Source organism: Streptomyces sp. S465 (genome assembly GCF_026898115.1).
GTDB lineage: Bacteria > Actinomycetota > Actinomycetes > Streptomycetales > Streptomycetaceae > Streptomyces > Streptomyces luomodiensis.
The window spans coordinates 444,023-456,326 of sequence record NZ_CP114036.1; the positions used below are offsets into that span (position 1 = coordinate 444,023).

The window sequence follows — 12,304 nt, forward strand, 5'->3', positions numbered from 1 at the left end:
GCGCGGGTCAGCCGTCGGCGCGGTACAGCGCGGCGACCTCGGCGGCGCTCAGCGCGCGCCCCAGGACCCGGAAGTCGGCGACGGCGCCGTGCAGATACGGATGGGCCGGGTTCTGCGAGCGGCCGAGGTAGTTGCGGCTGGTCGCGCCGAGCAGCAACGGCCCGGAGACCACCGCGTCATCGCGCCCCGCCTCCGCGCCGTCCACGTACAGGACGCCGGTGCCGTCGCCGATGGTGAGCGCCAGATGGATCCACCGGCCCGGTTCCAGGGCGGTGGAGGCGTCGACGTAGTCCTCCGCCTCCATGCCCGCGATCTTCCATGCGGCGCGGGCCTTCCCGGCGCCGGTGCGGGGTGTGAGAAAGAGGTAGGTGTTCTTGTGGAAGCCGAGGTCGAAGACGCGGGCGGAGTTGGCCACGCTCTCCAGGAAGACCCGTACGGACACGGTGAGTTCGGTGAGGCCGGTGAGCAGCCCGGGGGGCAGCGCCACATGGCCGTCCTTCCCGTCCAGCGCGACCGCCGCGCCGTCCGGCCCCGTCGGCCCGTCCCGCCAGGAGGCGCCGCCCACGAGCCGGGCGTCCGGGAAGCGGCGCAGCGCGTCCGCGCTGGTCGTCCCGTCCCCCTCGGCCAGCGGAAAGCGGGCGATCTCGCGCCGCCGCGGGCCGCTCGGCGGGACGGCGAAGTAGACATTGTAGCTCTGGTGGTGCACCCGGTGGAAGGGCAGCAGCGGCACCTTCGCGCCCTCGGCGACGGCGGTGAACTCGGGCCCGCCGCGCCCGGCCACCGGCCGCACCGAGGTGGGCTCGATACCCGGGATGGTGCGCGGGCCGCTGTCGCCGTAGGCGCCCGCCAGCACCAGCGGGCCGTAGGAGACCGCCTTGATGTGCGGGTTGTCCGGGGCCGGGCGCCACACCAGCTCGCGTGGGAAGGTCAGCTCGACGGTGTCGCCGGTGCGCCAGTGGCGGTCCAGGGTCAGATAGCGGCCCGGTACCGGCTTGGCGGCCACCGGGCGGCCGCCCACCAGCACCCGGGCCCGGGATCCGGCGTCCGCGAGCCAGCCGGGTATCCGCACCTTCAGCGCCAGCCGCCCGCCGCCTTCGGTGACGGTCAGCCGGACGGTGTCGGTGTCGGGGTAGCCGGTGTGCTGCCGCAGCTTCAGCCCGCGCTCCGCCCAGGTCACTTCGGAGGGGATGAAGAGGTTGACGTACAGGGCGCCGGCCTTCTCGTCGCGGAAGTAGATGGTGTCCGCGAACTTGGTGTGGGTCTCCATACCGGTGCCGTGGTCGCAGGAGAAGTTGTCGTAGTCGCCGCTGTAGCTGCCGGGCGCGGAGCCGAGGCCGCCCTTGGGCTGCCGGCGCGATCCGGCCCACAGCCCCGTGTAGTAGGTGACGAAGCCGTGGTCGGAGTCGGGATCCTGCTCGCCGAGCATCTGGTTGTACAGCGTCCACTCGTAGTGGTCCATGTAGGCCGCGGTGCCCGGGTCGTGGCGGAACAGCCGACGGCCGATCTTGAGCATGTTGTAGCTGTTGCAGTTCTCGCAGGTGTCCCCGGACAGCCGGCTGACGATCTGTCCGGGCGGGCCGAAGAACTCCTGGTTGGAGTTGCCGCCGATGACGTACGAGTGGTCGCGCACCACGATGTGCCAGAAGTTCCGCGCGATCCGCAGATAGCGAGGGTCGCCGGTGGCCCGGTACTCCTCGGCCGCGCCCACGATCTTGGCCAGCTCGGTGTTGGCGTGGCGCCCGTCCAGTTCGTCGCGCCCCTCGGCCAGCGGACCGTAGAGCGACTCGTGGTCGAAGCGGCGCGCGGTGCGCAGATGGACGGGGTCGCCGGTGACCAGGTACAGGCCCGCCAGCACCTCGTTCATGCCGCCGAACTCCACCCCGAGGAGCCGCTGCATGGTGGCCTCGTCGAGCGGGGAGGTGCGGGAGTCGACCCAGGCCGCCATCTGCCGCACCACCGAAAGGGCCTGGTCGTTCCCGCTGAGCCGGTACTGGTCCAGCAGCCCGGCCATGATCTTGTGAAGGGTGTAGTACGGCGCCCACGGCTTGCCGCCCGCCTCGAGCTCGTCGAAGATCCGCTCGGGAAACGCGGACAGGTACCCGGCCCGGTAGCCCGCGCCGGGCGCGGCCGCCTGGCACTCGGCGAGCGCCGCGACGATCCGGCGCGCCTTGTCGGCGTAGGTCCGCTCACCGGTGTTGGCGTGGGCGAAGGCCAGCGCGGAGAGCAGATGGCCGGTGCTGTGACCGCGCAGCAGCACGTCCGGGGCCTCCCAGCCGCCGCACGGCTCAGCGGTGGAGGGCAGGCCGACATTGAGCCGGAAGGTGTGCAGCAGCCGCTCCGGATCGACGAAGCGCAGATAGGACAGGGTGCGCCGCATATTGGCGAGGAACGGGCTCTCCAGGAGCCGCACGGCGCAGAGCGGGAAGGCCGCCAGCCGCGTGGGGGCGGCCCCGGCGGAGGCGGCGGCCGGAGCGGCCGTGGTGGGGGCTGCCGCGGGAGCGGCCTCGGCGGGGGTGGCGGCCGATGCGGGGGCGGGCGGCCCGGCGGCCCACGCGGCCGCGGCCGCACCACTCGCGGCCAGCACCCGTCTACGGCTCACCGGGGGCCCTGCGACTGATCCGGATTCGGTCATGGCGGTGCGTCTCCTTCGGGGGCAGGGCGGTTCCCGGGGACGAAGTTGAAACGTTTCGTTGAAACGTTTCGATTGAGTTGCCAGGAAGTTATGGCCGCACTGCCTCGTGCGTCAAGAGTCGCGCCCGTCCTTCTCGATCACCCTGGTGGGGACGGTGCGCCGGGCCTCATGAGGATGAGCCCCGGCGTGCGAGCGGGCCCCCTCGCACGGTCCGGCGGCCCGGCGCACCGCTGGGTGACCCGGCGTCAGGCGGCGCCGGGGGCAGCCTCACGGCAGGGTCGGCCGAGCACCCGGCAGTGCCGCCGGGCCATCGGGCCACCGGGCCGCCGGACTCCCCTCACGGGGCGGGGTCCTGCTGGCGCAGGGGCGCCGCCTGCCCGTCGGGCGCGGGGCGCGCGGACGGCACGGAACGGCCGCCGGGGCGGGCGAACCGGCGCATCATCGGCACCTCGACACCGCGCCACAGCAGCAGCGAAATCGCCACGCACAGCACCGACACCGCCACGGCCAGCGCCGTGGCGGTCACCGTGTCGAAGGTCCGCCGGTCCAGCATCGCCCGGATCGCGTACAGCACCGGGAAGTGGACCATGTACAGCGCGAACGACGCCTCGCCCAGCAGCACCGGGCCCCGACGTCCCAGCAGGCTCCCCCGCCCCTGGATGTCGCGGGTGGCGATGGCCGGGATCAGGGCGGCCACCGGCAGACAGGTCGCGGCTCCCCACACGTACTCCTCCGGCAGCTCCTGCCGCGCCGCGAAGACCCCCGTCAGGGCGAGCAGCGGCCAGCGCGGACGCAGCGCCGGCCAGCGCCCCAGCTGGACCGCGCGGGCGAGCACCAGTCCGAGGACGAACTCCAGCAGCCGCACCGGAGGGCAGAAATAGATCAGCCACCAGCGCTCCGTGGACAGCGGCGACCAACTCCACGGGTCCGCCTCGTCGGTGACCGCCGTCGCCACCGCCGGCATGGCCACCACGAGCCCCGCCACCAGGGCGATCACCGGCCAGATGAGCCGGGCCGGCACGGCGCGCACCGGGCGGATCAGCAGGGGGAAGAGGAAATAGAAGAACGCCTCGCACGAGATGGACCAGGTCACCGGATTGACACTGCTGAAATCGGCCATGTCCGGAATCCAGGCGTGCACCAGCAGCAGATTCCGCACCGCCTCCCCCCATCCCGGATCCGGCACCGGAAGAGATGCGAGGGTGCCCGTCGCCATGAGCAGACCCAGCATCACTGCCCAGGTCACCAGATGATTGGGGAAGATCTTCACCACTCGACGGCGCCAGAACCGGATGGCGGTGTCCGCCGGAGACGCGTTCCATGCCAGTACGAACCCGCTGAGCAGGAAGAACGAGGAGACCGCTGCCGCGCTCGCCATGGCCGAGACATCAGCGGCCTCATAAATATCCTGATCCTCATAAAATCTCCCCAGCGTCAGAACATGACCCGCCAATACCACCCCGGCCAGCAGAAAGCGAAAACCCGTCAGCGACGGGAGCCGATCGCCACGCGATAAAACAGCGGCCACGAATAACCCTCCGCATTGGGAAACAGGTACAGCACCCATGAGCCTGCCCTGCGTACCGCCCCCGCCCCAATACCGCCCCCACGGGAACATCCACGCGAACACGCACCGCTTTCCTCACGCCGCGGGCACCGGCGAGAGCCGGTAGGTGTCCTGGTGGGTGATCACATGGCCGGCGGTGGGCGGCGGGAAGTGGGTGCCCAGCAGGAGGATGCCGGTATCCGCGAGGCCGCCGAGGAGCGCGCGGCGGGTGGCCTCGGACTGCTCGGGGTCGATGTCGACGCATGAGCCGATGGCGGGGTGGGCGAGCTGGACGGGGTGGTGGACGCAGTCGCCGGTGATCAGCGCCCTCGCGTCGCGGCTGTCGAGCTGGACGGCGATGTGGCCGGGGGTGTGCCCGGGGGTGGGGAGCAGACGCAGTCCGGGGGCGACCTCGACGCCCTCGGCCGGGACGTCCACCAGATCGAGCAGTCCCGCCTCCTCGATCGGCGTCACGGAGTCGCGGAACATCTGCGCGCGGGGTTCGTCCATGTCGTAGGCCGCCCAGAACTCCCGCTCGGTGCGGGAGGTGAGGTAGCGCGCATGGGGGAAGGTGGGCACCCATGCGCCGGCCACCTCGCGGGTGTTCCAGCCGACGTGGTCGGTGTGCAGATGGGTGAGGATCACCAGGTCGACGGAGTCCGGGGGGAACCCGGCGGCGGCCAGCCGCGCCAGGTAGTCGGTGCGCAGGTCGTGCCAGGCCGGGTTGGCCCGCGTCTTGCCGTTGCCGATGCCGGTGTCGACCAGGACCCGCGCCCCGCCCGTCTCGAAGGCGAAGCTGTGGCTGTCGATGCGCAGGACGCCCTCCTGGTCGGCGAAGTCCGGGCGCAGCCAGTCCTGTCGTGCGACCACGTCCGCGGTGGCGTCGGGCAGCAGCCACGACCCGGTCCCCGGCGGCAGGGGTACCTCGTCGACGCGGTGGACGGTGATGTCGCCCACGGTCCAGAAGGGGGTGGCGATGTCCTGTGGTGTGTGCATGGTCCGTCGTTTCCTCGATCTCTGCGGAGAGTAAACGCAACGCGTTTGCGTTTAGCTCACGGTAGGCCCTACAGTCTCCTAACGCAAACGATTAGCTTTTGACCCGTCGAGGGAGACAGATCCCATGTCCGCCGCTGAACTCACTCCTCCGGAGGCGGCCCGCTGGGCCGACCGTGCCGGGCTCCCCCTGCCGGCCGACCGCCACACCGCGGCGGCGGCCACCGCCAACCACATCCACTCGGTCGTCGCCGTCCTGCGCGAACTCGACTTCGGCGACACCCCGCCCGCCTCCGCCTACCGCGCGGGAGAGGAGCGGCACGATGCGGCCGTATGAGCTGTCCCTGACCGCGGCCGCCGATGCGATCCGGACCCGGCGGCTGTCCCCCGTCGAGCTGGTGGACTCCGTCCTGGAGCGCATGGCGCGGGCGGAGCCGCACCTGAACGCGTATGTCACGGTGACGGCGGAGCGGGCCCGCCGGGCGGCGCGCGAGGCCGCGGACGACATCGCGGCCGGCCGCCTCCGCGGCCCTCTGCACGGCGTCCCGATGGGGGTGAAGGACCTGATCGACGTCGCCGGTGTGGCCACCACCGCGAGCTCCCGGGTCCGCGCCGACCACCGCGCCCAGGCGGACAGCACGGTCGCCGCCCGCCTGAGCGCGGCCGGCGCGGTCCTGGTCGGCAAGACCCACACCCATGAGTTCGCCTACGGGCTGACCACCCCGCAGACCCACAACGCCTGGGACGCCAGCCGGGTCGCGGGCGGCTCCAGCGGCGGATCCGCCGTCGCCGTCGCCGCGGGCACCGCCACCTTCGCGCTGGGCACCGACACCGGCGGTTCCATCCGCGTGCCCGCCGCGCTCAACGGGGTCGTCGGCCTGAAGCCGACGTACGGCCTCGTCCCCCGCCACGGTGTCACCTCCCTGTCGTGGTCGCTGGACCACGTCGGACCCGTCACCCGCACCGTCCAGGACCAGGCCCTGGTCCTGGCGGTCCTGGCCGGGCACGACCCCCGCGACCCCGCCTCCCAGGCCGTGCCCGCGCGGGACTACCGGCCCGGCCCGGATGAGGACCTGTCAGGACTGCGCGTCGGCGTGCCGCGCAACTACTACGTGGACCACGTGGACGCCGAGGTGGCGGCCGCGGTCCGGGGCGCCGTCGACCGGCTCGAAGCCCTCGGCGCACGCCTCGTCGAGGTCGAGATCCCCATGACCCGCTACATCCAGGCGACGCAGTGGGGACTGATGGTGCCGGAGGCGACCGCCTACCACGAACGCACGCTGCGCGCCGCACCCGAGCTGTACCAGGCGGATGTGCGCACCCTGCTGGAAGCGGGTGAGCTGATGCCCGCCGGGGACTATCTGCGCGCCCAGCGCTCCCGGACGCTGATGCGGCGGGAGTGGGCGCGCATGATGGCGGAGGTCGACGTGATCGCCGCACCGACGGTCCCGGCGACCGCGGTGAAGGCCGGCGAGGAGACGATCACCTGGCCGGACGGCACCGTCGAGAGCGTCTCCGACGCCTATGTGCGCTTCTCGGCCCCCGCCAACCTCACCGGGGTGCCGTCGCTGTCCGTCCCGGTCGGCCACGACACGGCGGGTCTGCCGATCGGCATGCAGCTGCTCGGCCGGCCGTTCGGGGAGGACGTGCTGCTGCGGGTCGGCCACGCCTACGAGCGGACCCGGCCCGCCCGCGAGCTCGCGCCGACGATCTGACGGCGCGAGTGGCCCATCGCCCTCTGTGAAGCGGTGGCGCATCACCCTCTGCGAAGCGGTGGCGCATCACCCTCTAGAAGCAAGGATTTTGCTTTAAGGTGGGCAGCATGAGCAGGCAGATGGTGCGCCCCGGCGGGCGCAGCGCCCGGGTCCAGGCCGCGGTGCACACCGCCGTGCGCGAACTCGAGTCGGAGGTGGGCCGTGACGCCCTGACGGTGCCGCTGGTCGCCCAGCGCGCGGGCGTCACCCCCTCCACGATCTACCGTCGCTGGGGAGACCTCACGGAGCTGCTGTCGGACGTGGCGGTCGAGCGGCTGCGGCCCGACACCGCGCCCGGGGACCACGGCGGCCTGGCGTCCGACCTGACGGCCTGGGCCGAGCAGTTCCTCGACGAGATGGCCTCGCCCGCCGGGCGGGCCTACATCCGCGACGCCCTGCTCGGCGACCCGGACGGTGGCAACGCGGGCCGGTGCTCGGACTACGCCGCCGACCAGATCGACGTCATCCTGACCCGCGCGGCCGGCCGCGGGGAGGGCGCACCCGATGCCGAGACGGTCATCGACCGCGTCGTCGCGCCCTTGATGTACCGCATCCTCTTCCGCCCCGCCGGGCTCGACACCGCGTATGCCCGCGGTCTCGTGGCGGAGCTCCTGGGCGCGGGGGGCCCGGACGGCCGGTGACCGGGTGACCGCTTCGGCCCGCGCCGGCGTGGTTCAGCCGTGCGTGGCCGGCCCGGCCAGGAAGTCCGCGAGCGCCTCCAGCAACCGGTCCACGTCCTCGGCGCTGTTGTAGGGGGCCAGGCCGATCCGCAGCCCTCCGGTGTCCCCCAGGCCCAGCCTGCGGGACGCCTCCACCGCGTAGAAGGAGCCGGCCGGGGCGTCGACGCCCCGGCCGGCGAGGTAGCGGTAGGCGTCGGTGGTGTCGCGGCCGTCGATGGTCAGCAGCAGGGTCGGGGTGCGGTGCGCCGCCCGGGAGTGGACGGTGACCGGGCCGAGGGCGGCCAGGCCCTCGTCCAAGCGCCGGCGCAGGGTGTTCTCGTGCTGTTCCAGGGCCGCGTACGCCGACGCCAGCCGCTCCCGGCGGCTGCCCTCGGCGTCGGGGGCCAGGGTGGCCAGGAAGTCGACGGCGGCGCGGGTGCCGGCGAGGAGTTCATAGGGCAGGGTGCCGAGTTCGAAGCGCTCGGGCACGGCGTTCGTCGAGGGCAGCAGCTTGTCCGGGGTCAGGGTCTCCAGGAGCTCGGGCCGGCTCGCCAGGACGCCGAGGTGGGGGCCCAGGAACTTGTACGGGGAGCAGACGAAGAAGTCCGCGCCGAGCCGCCGGATGTCGACGTGGGCGTGGGCGGCGTAGTGCACACCGTCGACGTGGAGCAGCGCCCCGGCCGCGTGGACCCGCCGGGAGATCTCCGGGATGGCCGGGCGGGTGCCGATCAGGTTCGAGGCGGCGGTGACCGCGACCAGCCGGGTGCGGTCGCCGAGCTGGGCGCTGATGTCGTCGGGGGTCAGTTCGCCGGTCGCGGGGTCGAAGTCGGCCCAGCGCACGGTGGCGCCGACCGCTTCGGCGGCCTGGATCCAGGGGCGGATGTTGGAGTCGTGGTCCAGCCGGGAGACCACCACCTCGTCGCCCGGTGACCAGGTCTTGGCGAGGGTGCGGGCGACATCGTAGGTCAGGGCGGTGGCGCTGCGCCCGAAGACGATCGCGGCCGGGTCGGCACCGAGCAGATCGGCCGTGGCCTGCCGGGCCGACCGGACCAGGGCCTCGGCGTTGCGTTCCCCCGCGGTGACGTGGCCGCGGTTGGCCAGGGGGTTGGCCAGTGCGTCGGAGACGGCCTCGATGACGGGGAGGGGCGTCTGGGTGCCACCGGGGCCGTCGAAGTGGGCCGACCCGGCCTTCAGGGCGGGGAACTGCGCGCGGACCGCGGTGATGTCGTATGTCACGAGCGACTCCTTGCCGAGGGGTGACCGGAGCGATCCTATGCGGGCGCCGGTGCCGGACGGCAGGGCCGGGGGACGGCCCGCCGCGCCGGGGAGAGGTGTTCCGGCACCCGGACAACCACCCTGATTGAATCTGACCATATGGGGATGAAGCACCATCCTTTTCCGCCGCGCAGGACCGGGACGCAGAAGGCGGTGGCGCCGACGTGAGCAGCGACTCTCCTCCCCCGCCGGAGCGGCCGAGAGGGCGGGGCGCACGCCCGCGGCGCGGCGTGCCCGGCGGTGTGCCCGGCGGACGGGCGTGGCGGGCGTGGCGGGCCTCGCGGGCGGTGGCGCGGGCCCGCCGCTCCGGCTCCGCGGCCCTGGCGGCCGCGGTGCGCCGGGCGGGGGGCGAGGGTGGGCGGGTCCCTCCCGGGCTGCGGCTGGCCGCCGCGTACGCATGGCGGCTGCTGGTCGTCGGGGTGGCCGTCTATCTGGCGTTCACGGTGCTGGGCCGGTTCGAGCTGGTCGCGGTCGCGGTGTTCCTGGCGCTGGTGGCCACCGCCTTGCTGCGGCCGCTGGCCGATCTGCTGGCGCGGGTGCTGCCCCGGCCGCCGGCGGTGGCGCTGGCGGTGTTCGGCACGCTGTTCGTGGTGCTGGGGTTACTGGCGCTGGTGGGGACCGCGGCGGCCGCGGAGGCGGGCCGGCTCGTGGGGGAGCTGCGCGGCGGCATCGGCCGGATCGAGCGGTGGCTGGAGGGGCCTCCGTTCCATGTCCGGCACGGTGTGCTGTCGGGGGCCCATGACAAGATCACCTCCTTTGTGACGCGGCATCGCGCGGCGCTGATCAGCAGGGCGCTCAGCAGTGCGGGGCGGGTCGTGGAGGCGCTCACGGCGGCGTTCCTGGCGCTGTTCTGCTCGGTCTTCTTCGTCCACTCCGGCGACCGGATGTGGCACTGGTTCCGGGACCAGCTCCCCGAGGGCGCCCGGCCTCCGCTGGACCGGGCGGCGCGGGCGGCGTGGAGCACCTTCGCCGGGTACACGCGGGGCATCATCGTCGTGGCGGCCTCCAACGCGGCCCTGGTCGGTGTCGCCCTGTTCCTGCTGCGGGTGCCGCTGGCCCTGCCGCTGACGCTGCTGGTCTTCTTCGCCACCTTCGTCCCGCTGATCGGCTCGCCGATCGCGTTGGCGGTGGCGACGGTGGTGGCCCTGGCCGGACGGGGACCGGCCGTCGCGGCCGTGGTGCTGTTGCTGATCGTGGCGGTCGGTCAGTTCGAGGGCCATGTGCTGCATCCGCTGGTGATGAGCTGGGCGGTGCGGCTCCACCCGGTGGTGGTGGCGATCTCGGTCATCGCCGGGAGCCTCGTCGCCGGGGTGATCGGGGCGGTGGTGGCCGTGCCCATGGTGTCCGTCGCCTGGGCGGTGACCCGCGCCCTGCGCCACCGGCCGCGCGGCGGGGCCTGACCGCCGCCCGAGGCCGGAACGCGTCCACATAAATTGCATCCAGGATTCGCATGAACGTACGCTGCCGCCATGCGGCTGACGAAGTCCACGGACCTGGCGCTCCGCACGATCATGCGGCTGGCGGTCACCGGAACCGAGCCCTGCACCGCCCGGCAGATCGCCGGGGAGGTCCAGGTGCCCTACAGCCACCTGGCCAAGGTGGCGGCCCGGCTCCAGCACCTGGGCCTGATCGAGACCCGGCGCGGACGGGGCGGCGGGCTGACGCTCACCGAGATGGGGCGCACCGCCTCGATCGGCCAGCTGGTCCGGGAGTTCGAGGGGGTCGGCGATGTCGTCGACTGCGAGGGGGACGTGCCGTGTCCGCTGCGGCAGGGCTGCCGGCTGCGCATGGCGCTGCGCCGGGCCCAGGAGGCGTTCCTCGCCTCGCTCGACCCCCTGACGGTGGACGACCTGGTCGCGTCCCCGACCGGCCCGGTACTGCTGGGGCTGGTCGGGCGCGCGCCCGGCCTGTCCCCGTGAGACCACCGCCCGGGGTGCGGACCTGCGCGCCCCGTCCCGCCGAGCCGCGATGACGCGGAGGTCACCGTGCCCCGTACGCACACGCCTTCGGACGCACCGCCGGACACGCCTTTACGCACGCCTTCAGGTATGCCGCATAATACGAATCTGAGATACCAGTTAGGTCCGCTTATGCTCTCCCAGAAGTCCGCCGAGACGGTCCGCGCCACGCTGCCCGCCGTCGGTGAGGCCATCGACACCATCACCGACCTCTTCTACCGGAAGCTCTTCACGGCCCACCCCGAGCTGCTGCGGAACATGTTCAACCGGGCCAACCAGAGCGCGGGCACCCAGCGGCAGGCTCTCGCGGGCGCGATCGCCGCGTTCGCCACCGCCCTGGTGGAGCAGCCGGGGGTGCGCCCCGACGCCCTGCTGAGACGGATCGCGCACAAGCACGCCTCGCTCGGGGTGAGCGCCGCCCAGTATCCGGTGGTGCACCGTCATCTGGCCGCCGCCATCGCGGAGGTGCTCGGCGACGCGGCCACCGAGGAGGTGACCGCCGCCTGGGACGAGGTCTACTGGCTGATGGCCAACTCCCTGATCGAGATCGAGCGGCGGCTGTACGCGGAGCAGGGCGTGCTGGCCGGCGGGACCTGGCGGCCGTGGGAGGTGGTGGAGAAGATCCGGGAGACGGCGGATGTGGTCACCTTCCGGATCCGGCCCGCCGACGGCCGCCCCGCCCCGGCGTTCAAGGCCGGCCAGTACGTCTCGGTGCAGGTGGAACTGGCCGACGGAGCCCGGCAGAGCCGCCAGTACAGCCTGACCAACGCCCCCGGCGCCACGGTGCGCTCCTTCGCCGTCAAGCGCGTGGCCGGCGGTGCGGACCCGGCCGGTGAGGTCTCCGGGCATCTGCACGACCGGGTCCACGAGGGAGACCGGCTCACCGTCTCCGCGCCCTACGGCGATGTCGTGCTGGAGGCCACGAACGCGCCACTGCTGCTCGCCTCCGCAGGGATCGGCTGCACCCCGATGGTGGCCATGCTGGAGGACCTGGTCGACAGGGGCCACCAGGGCCCGGTCGTCGCCGTCCACGCCGACCGCTCGCCCGCGGACCACGCCCTGCGCGCCGACCAGGAGCGGCTGGTCGCCAAGCTGGCGCGGGGCACCGGCCAGGTGTGGTACGAGCGGCCCGAGGGCGACTGGCCGGCCGAGCGCACCGGCCGCGTGGACCTGTCCGGGATCGAGATCCCGGACGGCGTCCAGGCGTATCTGTGCGGTCCGCTGCCCTTCATGCGATCGGTGCGCACCCAGCTGCTGGAACGGGGCGTGCACCCCTCCGCGATCCACTACGAGGTCTTCGGGCCCGATCTGTGGCTGGCACAGGGCGACGGCGGGGAGCGCTGACACCGATCCTCCGGATGTGGCCGGATGAACTCGAATGGCTCAGGGGCCAGTCGCTTTTGTCCGGGTGAACGTGGGACCGTAACGACACGGGTCCTGTCCGTTCCGTGCCCAACCGTACGGAATGGGCCGTCCGGTACCCCCAC

Annotated in this window: 10 protein-coding genes; 6 read left to right on the forward strand and 4 right to left on the reverse strand. The window is 73.0% G+C overall.

Annotated features, from left to right (window positions below; all coding sequences use genetic code 11):
* Positions 1 to 7: 7 nt before the first annotated feature.
* From N6H00_RS02105 to N6H00_RS02115, 3 genes are all read right to left on the reverse strand, one after another.
* Positions 8 to 2,632, reverse strand: coding sequence for a beta-L-arabinofuranosidase domain-containing protein (locus tag N6H00_RS02105; RefSeq protein WP_268969784.1), 2,625 nt, complete (start codon positions 2,630 to 2,632; stop codon positions 8 to 10).
* A 337-nt stretch (positions 2,633 to 2,969) separates the two neighbouring features.
* On the reverse strand, positions 2,970 to 4,250 hold the full coding sequence (locus N6H00_RS02110) for an acyltransferase family protein (RefSeq protein WP_329618647.1): 1,281 nt from the start codon (positions 4,248 to 4,250) through the stop codon (positions 2,970 to 2,972).
* A gap of 24 nt (positions 4,251 to 4,274) precedes the next feature.
* Positions 4,275 to 5,174 carry an MBL fold metallo-hydrolase gene (locus N6H00_RS02115; RefSeq protein ID WP_268969785.1) on the reverse strand — a complete coding sequence of 300 codons (900 nt, stop codon included), beginning with the start codon at positions 5,172 to 5,174 and terminating at the stop codon, positions 4,275 to 4,277.
* A gap of 124 nt (positions 5,175 to 5,298) precedes the next feature.
* Between N6H00_RS02115 and N6H00_RS02120 the strand changes: the two genes are divergently transcribed.
* The 3 genes from N6H00_RS02120 to N6H00_RS02130 all read left to right on the forward strand — a co-directional run bounded on the left by N6H00_RS02120 (position 5,299) and on the right by N6H00_RS02130 (position 7,566).
* Positions 5,299 to 5,508 (forward strand): hypothetical protein, encoded by a 210-nt coding sequence (locus tag N6H00_RS02120; protein ID WP_268969786.1) that lies wholly within the window; start codon positions 5,299 to 5,301, stop codon positions 5,506 to 5,508.
* Positions 5,495 to 6,886 carry an amidase gene (locus N6H00_RS02125; protein ID WP_268969787.1) on the forward strand — a complete coding sequence of 464 codons (1,392 nt, stop codon included), beginning with the start codon at positions 5,495 to 5,497 and terminating at the stop codon, positions 6,884 to 6,886. The genes N6H00_RS02120 and N6H00_RS02125 overlap by 14 nt, the downstream gene beginning before the upstream one ends.
* Before the next feature lie 107 nt (positions 6,887 to 6,993).
* Positions 6,994 to 7,566, forward strand: a complete 573-nt coding sequence (locus tag N6H00_RS02130; protein ID WP_268969788.1) for a TetR/AcrR family transcriptional regulator — start codon at positions 6,994 to 6,996, stop codon at positions 7,564 to 7,566.
* Positions 7,567 to 7,599: 33 nt separating this feature from the next.
* Here the strand turns inward: N6H00_RS02130 and N6H00_RS02135 are convergent, their stop codons facing one another.
* Positions 7,600 to 8,820, reverse strand: coding sequence for a cysteine desulfurase-like protein (locus tag N6H00_RS02135; protein WP_268969789.1), 1,221 nt, complete (start codon positions 8,818 to 8,820; stop codon positions 7,600 to 7,602).
* A 203-nt stretch (positions 8,821 to 9,023) separates the two neighbouring features.
* On the opposite strand from N6H00_RS02135, the gene N6H00_RS02140 reads away from it, so the two are divergent.
* The 3 genes from N6H00_RS02140 (at position 9,024) to N6H00_RS02150 (ending at position 12,161) form a co-directional block, all read left to right on the forward strand.
* Positions 9,024 to 10,259, forward strand: coding sequence for an AI-2E family transporter (locus tag N6H00_RS02140; protein ID WP_443072892.1), 1,236 nt, complete (start codon positions 9,024 to 9,026; stop codon positions 10,257 to 10,259).
* 69 nt (positions 10,260 to 10,328) lie between these two features.
* The gene (locus tag N6H00_RS02145; protein WP_268969790.1) at positions 10,329 to 10,778 is read left to right on the forward strand and encodes an RrF2 family transcriptional regulator; all 450 of its coding nucleotides are present in this window, start codon (positions 10,329 to 10,331) and stop codon (positions 10,776 to 10,778) included.
* 129 nt (positions 10,779 to 10,907) lie between these two features.
* Positions 10,908 to 12,161 (forward strand): globin domain-containing protein, encoded by a 1,254-nt coding sequence (locus tag N6H00_RS02150; protein ID WP_329618496.1) that lies wholly within the window; start codon positions 10,908 to 10,910, stop codon positions 12,159 to 12,161.
* Positions 12,162 to 12,304 lie beyond the last annotated feature (143 nt).

Coding starts and splice junctions, on each gene's coding strand:
- N6H00_RS02105 (WP_268969784.1), bottom strand. CDS start 2,632: ATGACCGAATCCGGATCAGTCGCAGGGCCCCCGGTGAGCCGTAGACGG.
- N6H00_RS02110 (WP_329618647.1), bottom strand. CDS start 4,250: ATGTTCCCGTGGGGGCGGTATTGGGGCGGGGGCGGTACGCAGGGCAGG.
- N6H00_RS02115 (WP_268969785.1), bottom strand. CDS start 5,174: ATGCACACACCACAGGACATCGCCACCCCCTTCTGGACCGTGGGCGAC.
- N6H00_RS02120 (WP_268969786.1), top strand. CDS start 5,299: ATGTCCGCCGCTGAACTCACTCCTCCGGAGGCGGCCCGCTGGGCCGAC.
- N6H00_RS02125 (WP_268969787.1), top strand. CDS start 5,495: ATGCGGCCGTATGAGCTGTCCCTGACCGCGGCCGCCGATGCGATCCGG.
- N6H00_RS02130 (WP_268969788.1), top strand. CDS start 6,994: ATGAGCAGGCAGATGGTGCGCCCCGGCGGGCGCAGCGCCCGGGTCCAG.
- N6H00_RS02145 (WP_268969790.1), top strand. CDS start 10,329: ATGCGGCTGACGAAGTCCACGGACCTGGCGCTCCGCACGATCATGCGG.
- N6H00_RS02150 (WP_329618496.1), top strand. CDS start 10,908: ATGCCGCATAATACGAATCTGAGATACCAGTTAGGTCCGCTTATGCTC.